Source organism: Seohaeicola zhoushanensis (genome assembly GCF_014656415.1).
Taxonomy (GTDB): domain Bacteria; phylum Pseudomonadota; class Alphaproteobacteria; order Rhodobacterales; family Rhodobacteraceae; genus Seohaeicola_A; species Seohaeicola_A zhoushanensis.
Map to the genome: position 1 here is coordinate 289,325 of NZ_BNCJ01000003.1, position 21,811 is coordinate 311,135.

The 21,811-nt window shown below is 67.4% G+C and carries 17 protein-coding genes; 6 read left to right on the top strand and 11 right to left on the bottom strand.

Going from position 1 to position 21,811, the window contains the following annotated elements; all coding sequences use genetic code 11:
- Positions 1–20: 20 nt before the first annotated feature.
- The 3 genes from IE266_RS09050 (at position 21) to lexA (ending at position 4,247) form a co-directional block, all read left to right on the top strand.
- Entirely contained in the window at positions 21–1,106 is a 1,086-nt protein-coding gene (locus IE266_RS09050; protein WP_373310554.1) for a BMP family ABC transporter substrate-binding protein, read from the top strand.
- 176 nt (positions 1,107–1,282) lie between these two features.
- Positions 1,283–3,238, top strand: coding sequence for a DNA topoisomerase IV subunit B (parE, locus tag IE266_RS09055; RefSeq protein ID WP_189679740.1), 1,956 nt, complete (start codon positions 1,283–1,285; stop codon positions 3,236–3,238).
- A 316-nt stretch (positions 3,239–3,554) separates the two neighbouring features.
- Positions 3,555–4,247, top strand: a complete 693-nt coding sequence (lexA, locus tag IE266_RS09060; RefSeq protein ID WP_189679741.1) for a transcriptional repressor LexA — start codon at positions 3,555–3,557, stop codon at positions 4,245–4,247.
- Here the strand turns inward: lexA and IE266_RS09065 are convergent.
- Positions 4,241–6,268 (bottom strand): ComEC/Rec2 family competence protein, encoded by a 2,028-nt coding sequence (locus tag IE266_RS09065; RefSeq protein ID WP_229863967.1) that lies wholly within the window; start codon positions 6,266–6,268, stop codon positions 4,241–4,243. The two genes, lexA and IE266_RS09065, sit on opposite strands and share 7 nt — an antisense overlap.
- 80 nt (positions 6,269–6,348) lie before the next feature.
- Here IE266_RS09065 and gltX point away from each other — a divergent pair, with 80 nt between their 5' ends.
- From gltX to IE266_RS09080, 3 genes are all read left to right on the top strand, one after another.
- A complete protein-coding gene (gene gltX, locus IE266_RS09070; RefSeq protein WP_189679742.1) occupies positions 6,349–7,749 on the top strand; it encodes a glutamate--tRNA ligase in 1,401 nt (466 codons plus the stop codon).
- 116 nt (positions 7,750–7,865) lie between these two features.
- Positions 7,866–9,161, top strand: a complete 1,296-nt coding sequence (gltA, locus tag IE266_RS09075) for a citrate synthase (RefSeq protein ID WP_189679743.1) — start codon at positions 7,866–7,868, stop codon at positions 9,159–9,161.
- A gap of 180 nt (positions 9,162–9,341) precedes the next feature.
- Positions 9,342–10,244 carry a calcium-binding protein gene (locus IE266_RS09080; protein WP_189679744.1) on the top strand — a complete coding sequence of 301 codons (903 nt, stop codon included), beginning with the start codon at positions 9,342–9,344 and terminating at the stop codon, positions 10,242–10,244.
- A gap of 6 nt (positions 10,245–10,250) precedes the next feature.
- On the opposite strand, the gene IE266_RS09085 is transcribed toward IE266_RS09080, so the two are convergent.
- The 10 genes from IE266_RS09085 to IE266_RS09130 all read right to left on the bottom strand — a co-directional run bounded on the left by IE266_RS09085 (position 10,251) and on the right by IE266_RS09130 (position 21,637).
- The gene (locus IE266_RS09085; protein ID WP_189679745.1) at positions 10,251–11,027 is read right to left on the bottom strand and encodes an enoyl-CoA hydratase-related protein; all 777 of its coding nucleotides are present in this window, start codon (positions 11,025–11,027) and stop codon (positions 10,251–10,253) included.
- Between the two features lie 71 nt (positions 11,028–11,098).
- Entirely contained in the window at positions 11,099–11,545 is a 447-nt protein-coding gene (locus IE266_RS09090) for a cytochrome c-type biogenesis protein (protein ID WP_189679746.1), read from the bottom strand.
- Complete coding sequence (locus tag IE266_RS09095; RefSeq protein ID WP_189679747.1) at positions 11,542–13,497, bottom strand: heme lyase CcmF/NrfE family subunit; 1,956 nt, start codon at positions 13,495–13,497, stop codon at positions 11,542–11,544. The genes IE266_RS09090 and IE266_RS09095 overlap by 4 nt, the downstream gene beginning before the upstream one ends.
- 77 nt (positions 13,498–13,574) lie before the next feature.
- Positions 13,575–14,150 carry a holin family protein gene (locus IE266_RS09100; protein ID WP_189679748.1) on the bottom strand — a complete coding sequence of 192 codons (576 nt, stop codon included), beginning with the start codon at positions 14,148–14,150 and terminating at the stop codon, positions 13,575–13,577.
- A complete protein-coding gene (locus IE266_RS09105; RefSeq protein ID WP_189679749.1) occupies positions 14,141–14,752 on the bottom strand; it encodes a holin-associated N-acetylmuramidase in 612 nt (203 codons plus the stop codon). Before IE266_RS09105 ends, IE266_RS09100 begins: the two co-directional genes overlap by 10 nt.
- A gap of 77 nt (positions 14,753–14,829) precedes the next feature.
- Positions 14,830–15,279 (bottom strand): cytochrome c maturation protein CcmE, encoded by a 450-nt coding sequence (gene ccmE, locus IE266_RS09110; RefSeq protein WP_189679750.1) that lies wholly within the window; start codon positions 15,277–15,279, stop codon positions 14,830–14,832.
- Positions 15,280–15,354: 75 nt separating this feature from the next.
- Positions 15,355–16,383 carry an N-acetyl-gamma-glutamyl-phosphate reductase gene (gene argC / locus IE266_RS09115; RefSeq protein ID WP_189679751.1) on the bottom strand — a complete coding sequence of 343 codons (1,029 nt, stop codon included), beginning with the start codon at positions 16,381–16,383 and terminating at the stop codon, positions 15,355–15,357.
- 66 nt (positions 16,384–16,449) lie between these two features.
- Positions 16,450–17,259: a glutamate racemase gene (locus IE266_RS09120; protein ID WP_189679752.1), complete on the bottom strand. Its 810-nt coding sequence runs from the start codon at positions 17,257–17,259 to the stop codon at positions 16,450–16,452.
- Complete coding sequence (locus tag IE266_RS09125) at positions 17,260–18,141, bottom strand: lysophospholipid acyltransferase family protein (RefSeq protein ID WP_189679753.1); 882 nt, start codon at positions 18,139–18,141, stop codon at positions 17,260–17,262.
- 79 nt (positions 18,142–18,220) lie between these two features.
- Complete coding sequence (locus IE266_RS09130) at positions 18,221–21,637, bottom strand: indolepyruvate ferredoxin oxidoreductase family protein (protein ID WP_189679754.1); 3,417 nt, start codon at positions 21,635–21,637, stop codon at positions 18,221–18,223.
- Positions 21,638–21,811 lie beyond the last annotated feature (174 nt).

A 21,811-nucleotide genomic window follows, 5' to 3' on the forward strand; every position in this document is an offset into this window, starting at 1 on the left:
CACACAGGGGATAAACAGGAATGAACATCAAACGCAGAAGTCTGCTCGGCACCGCGGTGCTGGCACTTTCGCTCGGCCTCGGCGGCGCCGCGCTGGCGCAGGACAAGACCAAGGTCGGCTTCATCTACGTCGGCCCGATCGGCGACGGCGGCTGGACCCACGAGCATGACCAGGGCCGTCTCGCGGTCGAGAAGGAATTCGGCGACAAGGTCGAGACCGTCTATGTCGAGAACGTCCCCGAGGGACCGGACGCCGAGCGCGTGATGACCCAGATGGCGCTGAACGGCGCCGACCTGATCTTCACCACCTCCTTCGGTTTCATGGATGCGACCATCAACGTCGCCAAGAAGTTCCCCAAGGTGAAGTTCGAGCACGCCACCGGCTACAAGCGCGCCGACAACGTCTCGACCTATTCCGCCCGCTTCTATGAAGGCCGCGCCGTGCAGGGCACCATCGCCGGCCGCATGACCAAGTCGAACGTGGTGGGCTACATCGGCTCCTACCCGATCCCGGAAGTGATCCGCGGCATCAACTCGGCCTATATCCACGCCAAGAAGGTGAACCCGGACGTCCAGTTCAAGATCGTCTGGGCCTATACCTGGTTCGACCCGGCGAAAGAGGCCGACGCCGCCAAGGTGCTGATCGAACAGGGCGCCGACGTGATCCTGCAGCACACCGACTCGACCGCGCCCCATGCCGCGGCCAAGGAGAAGGGCGGGGTCTATACCTTCGGCCAGGCCTCGGACATGTCGGAATACGCACCGATGCCGCGCATCAGTTCGATCATCGACAACTGGGCGCCCTATTACATCGAGCGCACCAAGGCGGTGATCGACGGCACCTGGGAATCGACCGACACCTGGGCCGGCATCGGGCCGGGCATGGTCGGGATCGGCGAATTCTCCAGCGAGATCCCGGCGGATGTGCAGGCCGAGGCCAACGCGCTCAAGGACAAGATCGCCAGCGGCGAATACCACCCCTTCACCGGCCCGCTGAAGAAGCAGGACGGCTCGGACTGGCTGGCCGAGGGCGAGACCGCCGATGACGGCACGCTGGCCGGCATGAACTTCTACGTCGAGGGCATCGTCGGCGACATTCCGCAGTGAGGCCACGGCCCCTGTAGCGCGAAAGGCCCCGCCCCGGCGGGGCCTTTTTGCATGGCGCGACCGATTGCCCTGCCCCGCGCGCGGCCAAAACCGCCGGATAAGCGCCGGCGCGGACTTCCCCCGGGCCGCTGGCTCTGCCATACTCGCCCGAACCAACAAGAACCGAGCAGCTGCCCATGACCGACCTCCTCACCGCCGCCGGACCCGCCACCTATGACGCCTCCTCGATCGAGGTGCTGGAGGGGCTGGAGCCCGTCCGCAAGCGCCCCGGCATGTATATCGGCGGGACGGACGAACGGGCGCTGCACCACCTGGTGGCAGAGATCCTCGACAACTCGATGGACGAGGCGGTGGCCGGTCACGCCAACCGGATCGAGGTCGAGCTGCACGCCGATTACGCCGTGACCATCCGCGACAACGGCCGCGGTATGCCCTTCGATCCGCACCCCAAGTTTCCCGGCAAGTCGGCGCTCGAGGTGATCCTCTGCACGCTGCACGCCGGCGGCAAGTTCGGCGGCGATGCCTACGAGACCTCGGGCGGCCTGCACGGCGTCGGCGCCTCGGTGGTCAATGCGCTGTCGGATTCGATGGTGGTGCAGGTGGCGCGCGACCGGCAGCTGGTCGAGCAGCGCTTCTCGCGCGGCGTGCCGCTGGGCCCGGTGCAGGTGATCGGCGCGGCGCCCAACCGGCGCGGCACCACAACGACCTTCCACGCCGACGAGCAGATCTTCGGCCATCACCGCTTCAAGCCGGCGCGGCTGTTCAAGTCGATCCGCTCGAAGGCCTATCTCTTCTCGGGTGTCGAGATCCGGTGGAAATCGGCCATCGACGACGGCGAGACCCCGACCGAGGCGGTGTTCCACTTCCCCGGCGGCCTTGCCGATTTCCTGACCGAGAGCCTCGGCACCGCCTCGACCTATGCCGACAAGCCCTTTGCCGGCACCGTCGACTTCCGCGAGAAGTTCGACACCCCCGGCAAGGTCGAATGGGCGATCAACTGGACCCCCTCGCGTGACGGTTTCATCCAGTCCTACTGCAACACCGTGCCGACCCCCGAGGGCGGCACCCACGAGGCGGGCTTCTGGGCGGCCATCCTGAAGGGGATACGCGCCTATGGCGAACTCATCAACAACCGCAAGGCGGCGCAGATCACCCGCGAGGACCTGATCGCCGGCGGCTGCGCCCTGGTCTCATGCTTCATCCGCGAGCCGGAATTCGTCGGACAGACCAAGGACCGGCTTGCCACCACCGAGGCCCAGCGGCTGGTCGAAGGCGCGGTGCGCGACCACTTCGACAACTGGCTGGCCGCCGACACCAAGTCGGCCGGCGCGATCCTCGATTTCCTCGTCCTGCGCGCCGAGGAACGGCTGCGGCGGCGGCAGGAAAAGGAGACCGCGCGCAAGACCGCCACCAAGAAGCTGCGCCTGCCCGGCAAGCTGGTCGACTGCTCGGCCACCAGCCGCGACGGCACCGAGCTGTTCATCGTCGAGGGCGACTCGGCCGGTGGCTCGGCCAAGATGGCGCGCGACCGCAAGACCCAGGCGCTGCTGCCGCTGCGCGGCAAGATCCTGAACGTGCTGGGCGCGGCCTCGTCCAAGCTCGGCTCGAACGCCGAGATCTCGGATCTGTCGCAGGCGCTTGGCGTCGGGCTGGGCAGCAAGTTCAACATCGACGATCTGCGCTATGACAAGGTCATCATCATGACCGACGCCGACGTCGACGGTGCCCACATTGCCTCGCTGCTGATGACCTTCTTCTTCACCCAGATGCGGCCGATGATCGACCACGGCCACCTCTACCTCGCCTGCCCGCCGCTGTTCCGCCTGACGCAGGGCGCCAAGCGCGTCTATTGCCTCGACGAGGCCGAGCGTGACGAGTGGCTCGCCAAGGGTCTGGGCGGCAAGGGCAAGATCGACGTCTCGCGCTTCAAGGGTCTGGGCGAGATGGATGCCAAGGACCTCAAGGACACCACGATGGACCCCGCCTCGCGCAAGCTGATCCGGGTGACCATAGACGAGGACGAACCCGGCGAGACCGGCGACCTGGTGGAACGGCTGATGGGCAAGAAGCCCGAACTGCGGTTCCAGTATATCCAGGAGAATGCGCGGTTCGTCGAAGAGTTGGATGTGTAATTCACGCCGCCTGCGCCGACTTGGAACAGCCGGGCGAGCGCCGGACCGGGGGCTGGCGCTGGAACGCCCGAGCGGCGCGCTTTATCTCCGACACGTCATTGCAACCTTGGCGGGGGTAGTGCCCCGCCCCCAAAGCGCCAGACCGGGGGGCCGGTCCGGCGCTCGCCCGGCGCCTTCGGCTTGATTCCGGGCGGTTGGCGCCCTTGGCACCTGTCGCAACACAGGGCCGCGCGCCTTGGTTCCGGGCAAAGAGCGTTGACACAAAACGTGAACAACGATAGAACAAAAAAAACATCTCAAGCGAGGGCGCGAGCATATGCTGACCAAGAAGCAACTGGATCTGCTGACCTTCATCCAGAAGCGCGTGGCGCGCGACGGGGTGCCGCCGAGCTTCGACGAGATGAAGCTGGCGCTCGATCTGCGCTCGAAATCGGGGATCCATCGGCTGATTACGGCTCTGGAAGAACGCGGCTTCATCCGCCGCCTCGCCCATCGCGCCCGCGCCATCGAAATCGTCAAGCTGCCCGAGACGCTGGGCGGCGAGGCTGCGGGCTTCCAGCCGCGGGTGATCGACGGCGACCGGCCGGCCTCGCGCCCTGCCGCGGCCGAACACGTCGTCGCCAGCGCGATGGAACTGCCGGTGATGGGCCGCATCGCCGCCGGTGTCCCGATCGAGGCGATCAGCCATGTCTCGCATCACGTCGCAGTGCCCGGCGCGATGCTCTCGGGACGCGGCGAGCACTACGCGCTGGAGGTCAAGGGCGACTCGATGATCGAGGCCGGGATCAACAACGGCGACATCGTGGTGATCCGCGAGACCGAGGTGGCCGACAACGGCGATATCGTCGTGGCGCTGGTCGAGGACCAGGAAGCGACGCTGAAGAAGTTCTACCGTCGCGGCGGCGCCATCGCGCTCGAGGCGGCGAACCCGGCCTATGAAACCCGCGTCTTCCCCGAGGACAAGGTCAAGGTGCAGGGCCGCCTTGTCGGGCTGATCCGCACCTACTGAGTCCAGAGCCGGCGGCCCTGGCTTTCGCGCGCGGTCGTCAGGCCCTGCGCGCCAAGGGCGAGGCTGCCGGTGTGGCGCAGGCGTTTCGGGCCATAGACCTCGCAGCCCCCCGCAACCACCACCTCCACCGAGGCGATCACCAGTTGCCCCGGCGCGCAGGCGGTGAAGCCCGCCGCCGCCTTCTTGCCGATCACGTGCACGATCTCGCGCCCCTGGGCGGTGAAGCTGCGGATGCCGCGCGGCTGGTCGGGCCAGCGCAGCGCGGCCTCGGCCTGGCTGGCGGCGTCGCCGTCGTTCTCAAGCCAGACCTGGGCGATGAAACCCGCGCCCTTGGCCTTGGACAGCGCCCGCCCCTCGCCCGTCATCACCCCGACCAGCCCGCCGGTATCGGCGATCAGCACGGCGGGACGTTCGGCCAGGCTCCAGAGCACCAGCGCCAGCGCGGTGACCGGCAGGCCAGCCAGCCGAAGTCGCCCCTGCCAGAGGAACAGCCAGAGCATCCCCAGCGCCAGCAGCGGCAGCACCAGGGGCCCTGGCGTCGGCACAAGGGCGCGCGCCCCCTCGAACCCCGCGACCCAGCGGCCGACGAAGAGGATCCAGTCGAGGCCGAGGCCCATCGCCCAGAGCCCGATCCAGTCGAGCCCGAAGGGGGCGAGCAGCAGCGCCAGCACCGCCGAGGGCACCACCACAACGCCCATGACCGGCACCGCCAGCAGGTTGGCGATCAGCCCGTATTGCGAGAGCGTGTTGAAATGCGCCGCCCCGATGGGCGCGGTGGCGGCCCCGGCGATGGCCGAGGAGGTCAGCACCGCCGCAACCGGCACCAGCCAGCGTGGCAGGCGGGGCAGATTGGCGCTGCCGATCCAGCCATAGACGGCGATCAGCGCGGTGGTGGCGGCGAAGGACATCTGGAAACCGGGGCCAAGCAGGCTTTCCGGGCGGAAGACCAGCACCACCAGCGCGGCCAGCGCCACCGAGCGCAGCGAGAGGGCGCGGCGGTCGGCCATCACCGCGAGCAGGATCACGGCGGCCATGACGAAGGCGCGCTCGGTGGCGACATTGCCGCCCGAGAGCGCGTAGTAGCAGGCCGCCGCGATCAGCGCGCCGACGGCGGCGAGCTTTCGGACCGGCAGGCGCAGGGCGACATAGGGCACCAGCGCCAGCGCCAGGCGCAGGGCGGCGAAGACAAAGCCAGAGAGCAGCCCCATGTGCAGCCCCGAGATGGCCAGCAGATGCGCGAGGTTCGAGACACGCAGCGCAATCAGCACATCCGCCCCGAGACCGCTGCGGTCGCCGGTGGTGACGGCGGCGGCGACGCCGCCACTCTCGCCCGGCAGCACGGCGCGGATATGGCGCGAGATGGCCATGCGCAGGTCGAAGATCCGCAGCGCCAGACCCTCCATCCGGGGCGGCGCCACGGTTTCCACCGGCTTGCGGGTATAGCCCACCGCGCCGGTGCGCAGGAACCAGGCATGGCGGCGGAAGTCGAAGCCGCCGGGTTCCACCGCGCCCTGCGGCGGCACCATATGGCCCAGGGTGCGGATGCGCTGGCCCGGCAGGATCACCGCCTCGGGGCCGTGCAGCGAGAGGCGCACCCGCTCGGGCGTGCGACCGGGCGAGATGGGGCCAAGCAAGACCTCGTCGAGCAGGATGCGCAACGCGTCCGAGGCCGAGCGGTCGATATCCACCACCCTGCCCTCGATCGTCCCGTAATAGCGCCAGCCCAGAACGGGTGCGGCGACACTGTTGGCACGCAGACCCGCGAGTGAAAGACCCGCAGCCAGCAGCGCCGCCGCCCAGCCCAGCACCATCCAGCCCCCTGGGTGGCGCCAGGCCAGTACCGCCGCCAGTGTCCCGGCAAGCCCGACGGCGGCATAGGTTGCGCGGCCCGGCTCGAAGGGCAGCGCGAAGTAGATCCCGATCCCCGTGGCAAGGGCCACCGGCGCCCAGGGGAAGAGATGACCGCGCTGGCCCAGCAGCCCCGCGTCCATTCCGGCCATCAAACCCATCAGGGCGCGCATACTTGCCCCCCGCCTTTCGGATCGTTAGACAGGCCCCAACTCTACGCTCCGCATGGTTACCAAACGGTAAATTCCGCTACATGGCATCAGACATCGTCACCCGTTTCGCCCCCTCGCCGACCGGCTACCTGCATATCGGCGGCGCCCGCACGGCCCTGTTCAACTGGCTTTACGCCCGCGGACGGGGCGGCAAGTTCCTTCTGCGGATCGAGGATACCGACCGGGAACGCTCGACCCCCGAGGCGACCGCGGCGATCCTGCAGGGCCTGACCTGGCTCGGCCTCGACTGGGACGGCGATGTCGTCAGCCAGTTCGACCGCGCCCCCCGCCACGCCGAGGTCGCGCGCGAGCTGCTGGCCCAGGGCAAGGCCTACCAGTGCTTCTCGACCCAGGATGAAATCGCCGCCTTCCGCGAAGAGGCCAAGGCCGCCGGGCAAAGCACCCTGTTCCGCTCGCCCTGGCGCGATGCCGACCCGAGCACCCACCCGGACGCGCCCTATGTCATCCGCATCAAGGCGCCGCAGGACGGGGTCACGGTGATCCGCGACCGCGTGCAGGGCGATGTCACCATCCGCAACGACCAGCTCGACGACATGGTGATGCTGCGCTCGGACGGCACCCCGGTCTACATGCTGGCGGTGGTGGTCGACGACCACGACATGGGCGTCACCCACGTGATCCGTGGCGACGACCACCTCAACAACGCCGCGCGGCAGATGATGATTTATGACGCCATGGGCTGGGATGTCCCGGTCTGGGCGCATATCCCGCTGATCCACGGGCCGGATGGCAAGAAGCTGTCGAAACGGCACGGGGCGCTTGGCGCGCAGGAATACCAGGCGATGGGCTATCCCGCGGCGGGGATGCGCAACTATCTCGCCCGGCTCGGCTGGAGCCACGGCGATGACGAGTTCTTCTCGGACGAACAGGCGAAGGAATGGTTCGATCTCGACGGGATCGGCCGCAGCCCGGCGCGCTTCGACCTCAAGAAGCTCGAGAACCTCTGCGGCCAGCACATCGCCGTCACGGACGATGCCGCACTGCAGAAAGAGCTGGAAGCCTACCTGGCGGCCGCTGGGCTGCCCGCCCTGACGCCGGGCCAGGCCGAAGGCATGGGCCGAGCCATGCCCTTTCTCAAGGAGCGGTCCAAGACCTTTCCTGAACTGATTGAAAAAGCCCGCTTTGTGCTGGCGTCGCGCCCCATCGAGATGGACGAGAAGGCCGCCAAGGCCCTGACGTCGGATGCGCGACAGATACTGTCGGAATTGACGCCGCATCTGCAAAATGCTAGCTGGAACCGAGACGATCTGGAGACGGTCCTTGGCGGCTTTGCCGCCGCGCGCGGCACTTCCTTTGGTGCTTTGGCCGGCCCGCTTCGGGCAGCGCTCGCCGGACGTGCGGTGACGCCGTCTGTCTACGACATGATGCTTGTATTGGGGCCCGAGGAAACTCTGGCCCGTATCGCCGAGGCTGCGGCCTGACGTTCATCGTCGGTCAATGCAGCCCTGGTAACGGATCTGCCGCGCGCCCGGCGCGCGTTAACATGTACGAGCGGGCCGGACACTCCGGTTCCGCCATGCAGGAGGAAGTGACGATCATGACCGACGCCCCCAAGACCGCTCAGCTGATTCTGGACGGCAAGACCTACGAACTGCCGGTGCTGTCGCCAACCGCAGGGCCGGACGTGATCGACATCCGCAAGCTCTATGGCCAGGCTGACGTCTTCACCTATGACCCCGGCTATACCTCGACGGCAAGCTGCGACAGCACCGTCACCTTCATCGACGGCGACGAGGGCGTGCTGCTGCACCGCGGCTATCCGATCGACCAGCTGGCCAGCAAGTCGCATTACCTCGAAGTCTGCTACCTGCTGCTGTACGGTGAACTGCCGACAGCCGCCGAACTCGAGAAGTTCGAGCTGACGATCACCCGTCACACCATGCTGCACGAGCAGATGCAGTATTTCTTCCGTGGCTTCCGCCGCGACGCGCACCCGATGGCCACCATGGTCGGCGTGGTCGGCGCGATGTCGGCCTTCTACCACGACTCGACCGATATCTCGGACCCGCGCCAGCGCGAGATCGCCAGCCACCGCCTGATCGCCAAGATGCCGACCATCGCGGCCTGGGCCTACAAGTATTCGATCGGCCAGCCCTTCGTGTACCCGCGCAACGATCTCGACTATGCGTCGAACTTCCTGCGCATGTGCTTCTCGGTTCCGGCCGAGGAATACGAGGTGAACCCGATCCTGAGCCGCGCGATGGACCGGATCTTCACCCTGCACGCCGACCACGAGCAGAACGCCTCGACCTCGACCGTGCGCCTCGCCTCCTCCTCGGGCGCGAACCCGTTTGCCTGCATCGCCGCCGGTATCGCCTGCCTCTGGGGCCCGGCCCATGGCGGCGCCAACCAGGCCTGCCTGGAGATGCTCAAGGAAATCGGCACGCCGGACCGGATCCCCGAGTTCATCGCCCGCGCGAAGGACAAGAACGACCCGTTCCGCCTGATGGGCTTCGGCCACCGCGTCTACAAGAACTTCGACCCGCGCGCGACCGTGATGAAGCAGTCGGCCGACGAGGTTCTCGACCTGCTCGGCGTCGAGGACAACCCGACGCTGCAGGTCGCCAAGGAGCTTGAAAAGCAGGCGCTGGCGGACCCGTATTTCGCCGAGAAGAAGCTGTTCCCCAACGTCGACTTCTACTCGGGCATCATCCTCGAGGCGATGGGCTTCCCGACCTCGATGTTCACCCCGATCTTCGCGGTGAGCCGGACCGTCGGCTGGGTCAGCCAGTGGAAAGAGCAGATCAGCGACCCGCAGCACAAGATCGGCCGCCCGCGCCAGCTCTACCTCGGCGCAACCGCGCGCGACTATGTGGATATCGAGAACCGCTGAAGCGTTTCGAGACGTCGAATCGAGGCACCCCGGACCAAAAGTCCGGGGTGTTTCCGTTGCGGAAACCCACTTGCGGCCGCAACGCGGATTGTTCGAAGCCTGTGGATAATCCGGTGCATTTTCTTGACGCCTGATGCGGCGCGGCGACATATCTGGAAGACGTGTTAAGGATTCCGCGCCATGTTAGAGTTTGCCATTCTGTCCGCCCTGGGCCTTGCCATCGGCATCGGCCTGTTCAGCCATTTGAACAGTGACGACGAGGAACCGGGCGAGACCATCGAGGGCACGGAAGAGAACGACACCCTCACCGGGACCGAGCGCGACGATTTCATCAGCGGCCTCGTGGGCGACGACCTGATCGAGGGCGAAGGCGGCGACGACAAGCTGCATGGCGACGAGGGCGACGACCTGGTGATCGGTGGCGAAGGCAACGACACCATTCGCGGCCAGGAAGGCGATGACACGCTCTTCGGTAACGAGGGCGACGACTGGCTTGGCGGTGACACCGGGCGCGACTGGGTGGATGGCGGCGCCGGGGATGACGAGGTCAAGGGCGGCTATGGCTCCGACCTGGTGATCGGCGGCGAAGGCGAGGATATCGTCGAAGGCGGCGCCGGCGACGACGTGGTGATCGGCGGCACGGGGCCGGTCGAAGGCCTGGACGAGCTGCAGACCGCCGATCTGCACGCCGACCTGCTCGCCGCCGGAGAATGGAACGCCGACAACGCGGTGTTCAACATCCCCACCGACGACGGCGAAGCCGATACGCTGGATGGCGGCGATGGCGACGACATGCTGATCGGTGGCGCGGGCGACACCATGACCGGCGGCGAGGGCCAGGATCTCTTCGTGCTGCTCGACAGCGCCGGGGTCGATCCGGCGACGATCACCGACTACGACGCCGCCGAGGACGCGCTGGTGGTGCAATATGAAAACGGCCAGCCCGAGCCTATGCTGGAGCTGACCGAGAACGAGGACGGCACCCAGACGCTGAGTGCCGATGGCGTGGCGATCGCGGTGCTGAATGCCTCGAGCCTCTCGACCTCGGACATCCTGCTGGTGCAGCGTCCGCCGAGCGCCTGAGGCGGCTCAGCGCCCCTCGAAGACCGCGGGGCGCTTCTCCATGAAGGCAACGACACCCTCCTGGAAATCACGCGACTTGCCGCAGCGGCCCTGAAGCTGCGCCTCGAGGTTGAGCTGGTCGGGCAGGTTCGATTCAAAGCTGGCGCGGATGGCCTGCTTGGCGGCGGTGAAGGCCTGGGTCGGCCCCTTGGCCAGGTATTCCGCGCGGGCGCGCCAGTGCGCGGCGAAATCGGCGTCGGGCACCGCTTCCCAGATCATGCCCCAGGCCTCGGCCTGCCGCGCCGAGATGCGGTCGGCGAAGAGCGCCGCGCCCATTGCCTTGGCCAGCCCCATCTGGCGCGGCATGAACCAGGTGCCGCCGGCATCGGGGATCAGGCCGATGCGGGTGAAGGCCTGCAGGAAATAGGCGCTCTCGGTGGCGATCACCACATCCGCCGCCAGCGCCAGGTTGGCCCCTGCCCCTGCCGCCGGCCCGTTCACCGCCGCGATGGTCGGCAGCGGGCACTGGGCGATCGACTCGAGCATCGGCGTGTATTCGTCGCGCAGCGTGCGTTCGAGGTCGAGCTTGGTGGCATCGCCGCCGTCGCCCAGGTCCTGCCCGGTGCAGAAGGCGCGCCCCGCCCCGGTGATGACCACCACCCGCGCCTGATGCACGACATCGCGCATGGCGTGATTGATCTCGGCCCGCATCTGGGTGGTGAGGCTGTTCATCTTGTCGGGCCGATTCAGCGTCAGCACCGCGATATCGTCGGCGATCTCGAGCGTGATGGTCTGATAGTCCATGGCGGGTCTCCCTCGAATATGTTGGCCGCAACCTGACGCAAGGCCCGGCGCGAGGGAAGAGGAACCGCGCGTCAGTCTTCGAGAATCTGGTGCAGGCGCTCTTCCTCGTCAGCGGTCAGCCGGCTTTCGGGGGCCGCCGGGGCGCGGCTGCGCAGATAGCCCCAGGCCAGCCCGCCGCCCAGCAGCAGCATCAACGGCCCGGCCGCCCAGAGCAGCCAGTTGGCGCCGCCCGTGGTCGGGTTCAGCAGCACGTATTCGCCGTAGCGGGCGACGATGTAGTCGACCGCCTCGGTGTCGTTGTCCCCCGCACTCAGCCGCTCGCGCAGCAGGATGCGCAGGTCACGGGCGAGGCTCGCATTGCTCTCGTCGATGCTCTCGTTGCGGCAGACGAGGCAGCGCAGACCCTTGGAGATTTCCCGCGCGCGGGCCTCCAGCGCCGGGTCCGACAGCATCTCGTCGGGCTGCACGGCAAAGGCCGGGCCGGCGATCAGCGCCAGGGCAAGGGCGAGCCGTTTCATTCCGCCGGCACCGTCTGGGCACGGGCACGCGCGCCGGCCGCGACACGGAAGCGGCGGTCGGTCAGCGACAGCAGCCCGCCAAAGGCCATCAGCAGGCAGCCACCCCAGATCCAGTTGGCAAAGGGCTTGATATAGGTGCGCATCACCAGCCCGCCGTTGTCCTGATCGTCGCCGATCACGACATAGACGTCGCGCAGGAAACGATAGTCGATGGCCGCCTCGGTGGTCGGCATCTTGCTGACCGGGTAGACCCGCTTCTCGGGGCGCAGTTCGGCGATATCCACGTTCCCCTTCGCCAGCGTCACGATGCCGGCGGTGAAGAAATAGTTCGGCCCCCGCCCCTCCTCGACCCGGTGCAGCATCAGGGTATAGCCGCCGATGCCATAGCTCTCGCCCGGATGAACGACGCGGATGTCCTCCTGCTGCCAGGCGGTCAGCCCGGCAATGGCGAAAATGGTGACGCCCAGGCCCGCATGGGCGGTGACGCGGCCCCAGTCGGCCTGCGGCAGCCGCGCAAGGCGCGCCGGCGTTCCAGCGGCGCGGGTCCAGAGATCCACCGCCGCACCGGCGACGATCCAGGCGCCCAGGAAGGCCCCAACCGGCCCCAGCGCCGAGCGGCCGGTCTGCATCGCCCAGGCCAGCGCGCCGATGGCAACCGCCAGGGCAAAGGCCGGCGCAAGCTTGCGCAGCGTGGCGCCGAGGCGCGCGCGCTTCCAGGGCATCAGCGCGCCGATCGGCAGTACCAGGCCGAGCACCACCATGAAGGGGGTGAAGGCGGCATCGAAGAACGGCGGGCCGACCGAGAGTTTGCGGTCAAAGGCCATCTCGGCCACCATCGGCCACATGGTGCCGACGAAGACCACGAAGGCGCTCACGGCCAGCAGCACGTTGTTCAGCACCAGCGCGCTTTCGCGGCTGACCATGGCGAAGAGGCCCATGGCCTGCATCGCCGAGGCCCGCGCGGCATAGAGCATCAGCGCGCCGCCGGTGAAGGCGGTCAGGATGATGAGGATGAAGACCCCGCGCTCGGGGTCATTGGCAAAGGCATGGACCGAGGTCAGCAGGCCCGAGCGCACGATGAAGGTGCCGATCAGCGAGAAGCCGAAGGCGAGGATGGCCAGCAGGATGGTCCAGCTTTTCAGGCTCTCGCGCTTTTCCACCACGATGGCCGAATGCAGCAGCGCGGCGGCCAGCAGCCAGGGCATGAACGAGGCGTTCTCGACCGGGTCCCAGAACCAGAAGCCGCCCCAGCCCAGCTCGTAATAGGCCCACCACGATCCCAGCGCGATGCCGATGGTCAGGAAGATCCAGGCCGCCAGCGTCCAGGGCCGCACCCAGCGGCCCCACGCGGCATCGACCCGTCCTTCGATCAGCGCGGCGACGGCGAAGGAATAGGTCATGCTGAGGCCGACATAGCCGAGGTAGAGGAAGGGCGGATGGAAGGCGAGGCCCGGGTCCTGCAACAGCGGGTTCAGGTCCTGCCCGTCGAAGGGCGGCATGACAAGGCGCAGGAAGGGGTTCGAGGTGAACAGGATGAAGGCCAGGAAGGCGACGGCGATGCTCGCCTGCACCGAGAGCACGCGCGCCTTGAGCGTCGGCGGCAGCGCCCCGCCGAACCAGGCCGCCGAGGCCCCGAACAGCGAGACGATCAGCACCCAGAGGAGCATCGAGCCCTCGTGGTTCCCCCAGGTGCCGCTGATCTTGTACAGCATCGGCTTGGCCGAATGGCTGTTCTCCACCACGAGCTTCAGCGAGAAATCCGAGGTGATGAAGGCATGCATGAGCGCGCCGAAGGAGAAGGCGATCAGCAGGAACTGCACGTTGGCGGCCGGAATAGCCAGGGCCATCCAGTTCGGCCGTCGAAGGGCGGCGCCGGCCATGGGCACGACGGCCTGAACGATGGCGACCAGGAAGGCGAGGACGAGGGCGAAGTGGCCGAGTTCTGTGATCATGCCCGCGCTTATATTCGCGGGCGCGGGCGCGGCCAACGCTTTTCGCCCGGCCGCGCGGATCACATTGTCGCGCCCCCTCAGGCCCGGCGCAGCGCGCGCCAGGCCTCGAGCGCGGGGTTGTCCGAGGGCTCGACCGCGGCGAGCGCGAGGCTGGCGTCAGGTCCGGTCTCGGCCGCGCCGGGGCTGTCGGCGCGCAGCCGGGCGATGGTGGCGAGGTTGTCGAGCACCGCCGGCGCGCGGGCGATGGTGGTGGCGATCTCGCGCTGGAAATCCTGCGTTTTCAGCTGGTGGCGCGCGCCGAAGTAGAAGGTGACGATGACGCCCAGCAGCCACCAGAGCGGCTCGGGCACCAGCGCGATCCCCTGCATCCGCGCCGCGAACCAGAGCGGGTCGATCATCGCCGCCGCGAAGAGCATCAGCGTGCCAAGCGCCAGCGCCGGGCGCGGCAGCCGGTTCAGCGCGTCCATCAGGCGGTCGAACCGACCGCCGCGCGGCAGGGTGAACTCGGCGGCATATTGCGCCAGAACCTGCCCCTGCAGCCCGGCGGCGCGCTGCGCCGCGCCCTCGGCGCCCTCGCGAAAGACCTCGGCGGTCTCGCGCACCACGTTGCGCGACCCGAAAAGCAGCCCGGCCAGTGTCTGGATCAGCCCCATGATGCGGTCCTTTCGGCAAAAGCCTCGGTGCTCAGGTGAAAGCGGGGCGAGAGGAAGACCTCGGCGCGGGTGATCCAGCCGCCCTTCCCGCCCGACCGGCTGCGGGCATACTTGCGGCTGGCCGGGCGCGCATCGGCGAGGCGGAAGTAGTAGTTGCGCCGCGCCACGCCATAGGCATCGGCCAGCGCCTGCGGATCGGGCGCGGCGGCATCGCGCGCGGCGGCGATGGTCTGCGGCCCGATCCGTCCGTCGACCGCCACCTCGTAGGCCATCTCGCGCAGCAGCCGCTGCAGGATCGACACCGCGTTGGCCCCGGCGTTCACCTGCATGTCGAAGACGGGCGCCTGGAGCGCGGCGGGCAATTCGGCGATGCGGGGCTTCTCGAAGTAGTGGCGGATGAAGATATCGACCGCCTGCGCCCGGCTCAGCGCGCGCACGTCGGCCACCGTCACCGCGCCGTCGCCGTTCAGGTCTAGGCCGAGCCGGCGCAGCGTGCCCAGCGTGACCCCGTGGTTCGTCGCCCCGCCGGGGTCGTCGGGGTCGTTCACGAAGCCGCCCTCACGGGCGACGATCTCTTCGGCGATGTCTCGCACGGATGGCATGGCGCATCTCCTCGCTTGCTGCTGCGAGGTTCTGCGCCCGAAACGGTTAACGCGCCGCGATCAGGGCGCGCGGAGCCTCAGCTGCCGCCCTTCGGGTCCTTGTAGACGCCTTGTTCCTTGAGCGCGTCCACGACTTCGCGCGGCATGTAGCTCTCGTCATGCTTGGCAAGGATTTCAGAGGCTTCAAAGGTGCCGTTGATGTAGCGCCCGGTGCCGACCATGCCCTGCCCCTCGTCGAAGAGATCGGGCAGCACCCCGGTATAGGTCACCGGCACCGAGGCGCCGCCATCTGTCACGCGGAAGCGCACCGTCTCGCCCTGGCCGCGTTCCAGCGTGCCCTCCTCGACCAGCCCGCCGATGCGGAAGACCTCGGTCGGCGCCGGCGGCTCGGCCATCACCTGGCTGGGCGCGCGGAAGAAGTTGATGCCGTCGCGCATGGCATAGCCGATCAGCGCGGTGCTGACGACAAGCGCCACTGCGGCCAGCGCGATCACCTGGATGCGGCGTTGCTTCTTCAACGATTTCATCTCGTCCTCCGTCTCTCGCAGCAAAACTCTCCAGGAGAGTTTTGCCAAAACTTTTCTGTGAAAAGTTTTGGTCCCTCACGGGAACAGCGGCGCCATCATCAGTCCAGTCGTTTCGTCTTCGCCCAGCATCAGGTTGGCGTTCTGCAACGCCTGTCCGCTCGAGCCCTTGGTCAGGTTGTCCAGCACCGCGACAACGATCGCGCGGCCCGCGATCCGGTCGCCCACCACGCCGATATGCACGAAGTTCGAGCCGCGCACGTCATGGCTCGACGGCGCGCTGCCCAGCGGCAGCACCTCGACGAAGGGTTCGTCGGCATAGGCGCGGGCCAGCGTGGCGTGGCTCTCGGCCGCATCGCCGCTGACATAGGCGGTGCACAGGATGCCCCGGTTGGCCGGGACCAGGTGCGGGGTGAACTGCACCCGCACCGGACGTCCCGCCAGGGCCGAGAATTCCTGGTCGAACTCGCCCAGGTGGCGGTGCGTGCCGCCCAGCGCATAGGCGTTGAACCCCTCCGACAGCTCGGCGTGCAGCAGGTTCTCCTTCAGCGACCGCCCCGCCCCCGAAACCGCGCATTTCATGTCGAGGATGATATCGTCGAGCCCGATCACCCCCGCTGCGATCAGCGGCCGCAGCGCGAATTGCCCGGTGGCGGCGTTGCAGCCGGTGCCAGCGACCAGCCGCGCGGCGCGGATCTCGTCGCGGTAGAACTCGGTCAGCCCATAGACCGCCTCGGCCTGCAGCTCCATGGCGACATGGTCGTTGCCATACCACGTCTTGTAGGCCTCGGCCTCGCGCAGCCGGAAATCGGCCGACAGATCGACGATCTTCAGCGTTTTCGGCAATTCGCGGATGACCGCCTGGCTGGTCTTGTGCGGCAGCGCGCAGAAGCAGAGGTCGACCTGCGCAAAGTCGATCTCCTCGATCCTGCAGAGCCTCGGCAGATCGATGTGGCGCAGGTGCGGAAAGACCTCGGCCATGGCCATGCCGGCCTTGCGCTCGCCCGAGAGCGCGACGATGGACATGCTGGGATGGCCGGCGATCAGCCGGACGAGTTCGGCACCAGTGTAGCCACTGGCGCCCAGGATTGCGATTCTGTGGGTCATGTCAGACCTTCATGTTCCGGGAAGACAGATAGCCACCAGCGCACCGGCAGCAACTGAGGCAAGGCGTCACGCCGCCTCGAAGCGGATCTGTCGTCGGAGGAACTGGGTCGCGTGGTCGCTGACCTTGTCGGGCCTGCCGGTGGTCAGGAAACCGCCCTTGCCGGTGCCGAGCATCTTCGGATGCCGCTGAAGGTAATCGGCAAGGCTCTCGGCCACCAGTTTCGCCTGGCTGAAGACCTGCACATCGGGGCCGAGCGCGGCCTGGAAGGTGTCTTCGAGCAGCGGGTAATGGGTGCAGCCGAGGATCGCCGCCTGGGGCGCCGGCATCTTGCGCTTCAGCGCGTCGACATGGCTGCGCACCAGCGCTTCGGCGAGGATGGTGTCGCCCTCCTCGATCGCATCGACCACGCCGCCGCAGGCCTGCGCCTCGACGTCGACGCCGATGGCGCGGAAGGCCAGTTCGCGCTGGAAGGCGCGGGAGGCGACGGTGGCGGGGGTGGCAAACAGCGCGACATGCTTCACCTCGACCTCGCGCGGGGGCGAGTTGTCGCCCCACTGCCGTTCGGTCAGCGCCTCGATCAGCGGCACGAAGACGCCGAGCACCCGCTTGCCGGGCGGCAGGCCGCCTTCCTGGATGCGGCGCAGCGCGGCAGCCGAGGCTGTGTTGCAGGCCAGCACGACGAGGTCGCAGCCCCGCGCCCAGAGCGATTCGATGGCCGACTTGGTCAGACGATAGATATCGTCAGCGTCGCGCACCCCGTAGGGCGCGTGGGCGCTGTCGGCGAAATACAGGAATTCCACGTCCGGCAGGCGTTTCTGCACGGCGTCGAGGACGGTCAGGCCGCCCAGTCCGGAATCGAATATGCCTATGGCCATTTATGCGCGGGCGCGATGCCGCTCCTCGAACTCAAAGCCGTAGTCGTATGACTGCAGCGGGTTAGGAGACAGCTCATACGTTGCTTTGCGGAGGAAATCCATCATCGCTTTTCCCTCGCCGGCGGCCATTAGCCGCTCGCGCGGGATCGGCGCGCCGATCACCACTTCGACGGGGGTGTCGATGCGGGTGCGGAACTCCTTGAGCAGCAGGCCGAGGCGCAGCGTCGAATGCAGGTGGCTGGCGATCTGGAACAGTCGCGAGGTATGGCCGGCGAAGAAGACCGGCACCACGGCGGCTTCGGACTTGGCGATCATCCGGGCGGTGAAGCTGCGCCAGCCGGGGTCCATAGGGGTGGAAAACGGCCGCGCCCCGGTGCTGACGGTGCCGCCGGGAAAGACGCCGATGGCACCGCCGGCCGCGAGGTAGCGCAGCGATTCCCTTCGGGTCTCGATGTTGAGCGCCAGCGCCTCCTTGGTCTCGTCGAAGCTGATCGGCAGCAGGACGCGGTTCAGGTCTACGGCCTTGCGGAAAACCGAGTTGGCGAGGATGCGGAAATCGCCGCGCCTGCGGTGCAGGATATGCCCCATCATCAGCCCGTCGAGGATGCCATAGGGGTGATTGGCGATCAGGATCAGCGGGCCGTCGGCGGGGATGTTGTCGAGGCTGCCGCCCACCACCTGCAACGAGAGGCCATAGCGGTCGACCATCACCTCCCAGAAGCTGCGCCCCGCCGCGACTTCGCGTTCGTAGCCGTCGGCGCGGCGGATCAGGCGCAGTCGGCCGGTCGAATTCTCGATCAGCCGGATCAGCGCCTTGCCGCCCTTCGAGGCGACGGAGTGGGAATAGGTGATGTCACGCGCGATATGGCGGCGGTCTGACATGGGACGGCTCCGACAAGGCACCCGCCGGATTCGGCGGGCGCACATAGTTTGCAACGGTTCCGTGACAGGCGGATGACGTCTACTCCGCCGCCTTCTCGAATCCCTTGCCGCCCTGGCGGAAGGCGGTCAGCAGCTCGTCGCGGCGCTTGGCGGCCTTCTCGGCATTGGCGTCCTTGACCGGCCCGAAGCCCCGGATGTCGAGCGGCAGCGCGGCCAGAGCGACCGCGGCGTCACGGGTCTCGGGCGTCACGGCGGCCAGCACTTCCTTCATGTCGGCCTCGTATTGCTTGATGAGACCGCGCTCCATCCGCCGCTCGGCGGAATAGCCGAAGATGTCGAGCGGGGTGCCGCGCAGGCCCTTCAGCCGTGCGAGCAGGCCCAGCGGCCGCAGCATCCAGGCCCCGAAGGCGCGCTTTCTCGGACGGCCCTCGGCATCGGTGCCCGGCAGGATCGGCGGGGCGAGGTGGAAGGACATCTTGAAATCGCCGTCGAACTCGGCCTTGGCCTTCTTCTCGGTATCAAGCAGCAGCCGGGCGACCTCGTATTCGTCCTTGTAGGCCAACAGCTTGTGATAGCCGAGCGCCACGGCCTCCTTCAGTTTCGGATCGCTCACGGAATCGACCAGCTTGCGATACCGCTTGGCGAGCCGCGCGTTCTGGTAGGCGGTCAGGTGATCGGCGCGGAAGGCGATGCGCTCGTCCAGCGACTTGGGCTTTTCGACCACGCTCGGCACGATCAGCCGTTGCGCCTCGGCCTGGTGCAGCACGGCCCAGCGGCCGATCTCGAAGGCGCGCAGGTTCCGCTCGACGGCGGCGCCGTTCAGCTCGACCGCCTGCACGATGGCCTCGTGGCTCAGCGGCAGCAGGCCGCGCTGCCAGGCGGCGCCCAGGATCATCATGTTGGAATAGATCGAATCGCCCATGGTCACGCGCGCCAGTTCCGACGCGTCGAACAGGTCGACCCGGTCCTTCAGCCGCGCCTGCAGCGCCAGTTCCAGCCGGTCCGAGGGCACCTTGAACTCGGTGTTGCGGGTGAAATCGCCGGTGATGATCTCGTGGTTGTTGACCACCGCGCCGGTCTGGCCGGTGCGGGTGAGGCCCAGCGTCTTGGCCCCGGCGCTCACCACCAGATCGCCGCCGATCAGCGCATGCGCCTCGCCGGTGGCGACACGGATGGCGCTGATGTCCTCGGGCCGGTTCGCCAGGCGGCAATGGATATGCACCGCGCCGCCCTTCTGGGCGAGGCCGGCCATCTCCATCATGCCGGCGCCCTTGCCGTCGATCTGCGCCGCCTGCGCCAGCACCGCGCCGATGGTCACGACGCCAGTGCCGCCAACGCCGGTGATGACGACGTTATAGGTGCCACTGATCGCCGGAAGCTGCGGCTGCGGCAGGTGCGGCAGGTCGAGCTTGGCGGTCTCCGCCTTCTTCACCGTCGCACCTTCGAGCGTGACGAAGCTGGGGCAGAAGCCCTTGAGGCAGGAAAAGTCCTTGTTGCATGACGACTGGTCGATGGCGCGCTTGCGGCCCAGCTCGGTTTCCTTCGGCACGATCGAGACGCAGTTCGACTGCACCCCGCAATCGCCGCAGCCCTCGCAGACGTCGGTGTTGATGAAGACCCGCTTGTCGATGTCCGGGAAGGTGCCCCGTTTGCGGCGGCGGCGCTTTTCGGCGGCGCAGGTCTGGATATAGACGATGGCCGAAACGCCCTCGATCTCGCGGAAGCGCTCCTCGACCTTCAGCAGCTCGGCGCGTTCGTGCCATTCGATGCCCGAGGGGAAGCCCTCGCGCCTGGGCTCTTCCTTCTCGTCATAGACCACGGCGAGATGCTTGATACCCATCGCCTTGAGTTCCTGCGCGATGCGCGGCGCGTCGAGGTCGCCCTCGTTGTGCTGGCCGCCGGTCATGGCGACGGCATCGTTGTAGAGGATCTTGTAGGTCATGTTGGTGTTGGCCGCGACCGCCGCCCGGATCGCTTGGATCCCCGAGTGGTTGTAGGTGCCGTCGCCCAGGTTCTGGAAGACGTGCTTGGTCTTCGAGAAGGGCGCCTCGCCGATCCAGTTGGCCCCTTCCCCGCCCATATGGGTAAAGCCCATGGTCGAGCGGTCCATCCACTGCACCATGAAGTGACAGCCAATGCCGGCATAGGCGCGGCTGCCCGCCGGCACCTTGGTGCCAGTGTTGTGCGGGCAACCCGAGCAGAAATAGGGCAGCCGGGCGGCGATATCGACGGCATTGTCGTTGCGCCGCGCCTCTTTCAGCTGGTCGAGGCCCTTGTTGATGCCCTCGGTCTCGCGGCCCTCCTCGATCAGGATGCCGCCCAGCTTCTCGGCGATCATGATCGGGTCGAGTGCGCCGCGCGTCGGGAACAGTTCCTCGCGGTGCAGTTGCCCTGCCCCGCCCTTGTACCAGCCCCAGACCCGGAAACGGTTGTCGTCGAACAGCGCCTCCTTGATCTGGATCTCGATCAGCTTGCGCTTCTCCTCGACCACGATGATGAGGTCGAGCCCGTCGGCCCATTCGTGGAAGCTCTTCATGTCGAGCGGGAAGACCTGCCCGATCTTGTAGGTGGTGATGCCCAGCCGCTCGGCCTCGGCCTCGTCGATGCCCAGCAGGCTCAGCGCATGCACCAGGTCGAGCCAGTTCTTGCCGGCCGCCACCAGCCCGATCTTCGCACCCGGCTTGCCCCAGACGCGCTTGTCGATCTTGTTCACGCGGGCGAATTCCTCGGCCGCGAACCGCTTGTAGTCGATGACCCGCGCCTCCTGCGGCACGCGGTCGTCGATCAGGCGGATGTTCAGCCCGCCTTCCGGCATGTCGAACTCGGGCACCACGGTCTTGACCCGGAACGGGTCGCCGTCGACCACCGAGGTCGCCTCGACCGTGTCCTTCATCGTCTTGAGACCGACCCAGAGCCCGCTGAAGCGCGACAGCGCAAAGGCATAGGCGCCGTAGTCCAGGATCTCCTGCACCCCGGCGGGCGAGACGATGGGCATATAGGCATCCATCAGCGCCCATTCGGACTGGTGCAGCGTGGTCGAGGATTCACCGGTGTGGTCATCGCCCATCGCCATCACCACGCCACCCAGCGGGCTGGTGCCGGCCATATTGGCGTGGCGGATCACGTCGCCCGAACGGTCGACGCCGGGGCCCTTGCCATACCAGAGGCCGAAGACACCGTCATACTTGCCCTCACCCCGAAGCTCGGCCTGCTGCGCGCCCCAGAGCGCGGTGGCGGCGAGGTCTTCGTTCAGCCCCAGTTGGAAGGTGACGTCATGCCCGGCCAGCTGCTTGGCGGCCCGCGTCATCTGCATGTCGACCGCCCCCAGCGGCGAGCCGCGATAGCCCGTCACCAGCCCGGCCGTGTTGTGCCCGGCCGCGCGGTCGCGTTCCTTCTGCATCAGCATCAGACGGACCAATGCCTGGGTACCGTTCAGGAGGACCGGGCTCTTGCTCAGGTCGAACCGGTCATTAAGCGAGATCTTTTGCGTCGTCATCTGTCGCCTCCCAACGTCAAACGTGCCCTGCAATGCACAAATATTAGGTCAAAAATGCTGACCTGTATAGCCCATATGGTGATTTTCCGCCGCCCTTGCCTTATTTAATGCATATTGAGCGCATCCTTCTTGTATAGACCGGAAGTTGCTGTGAAACAGCCTGCTGCAATGGGA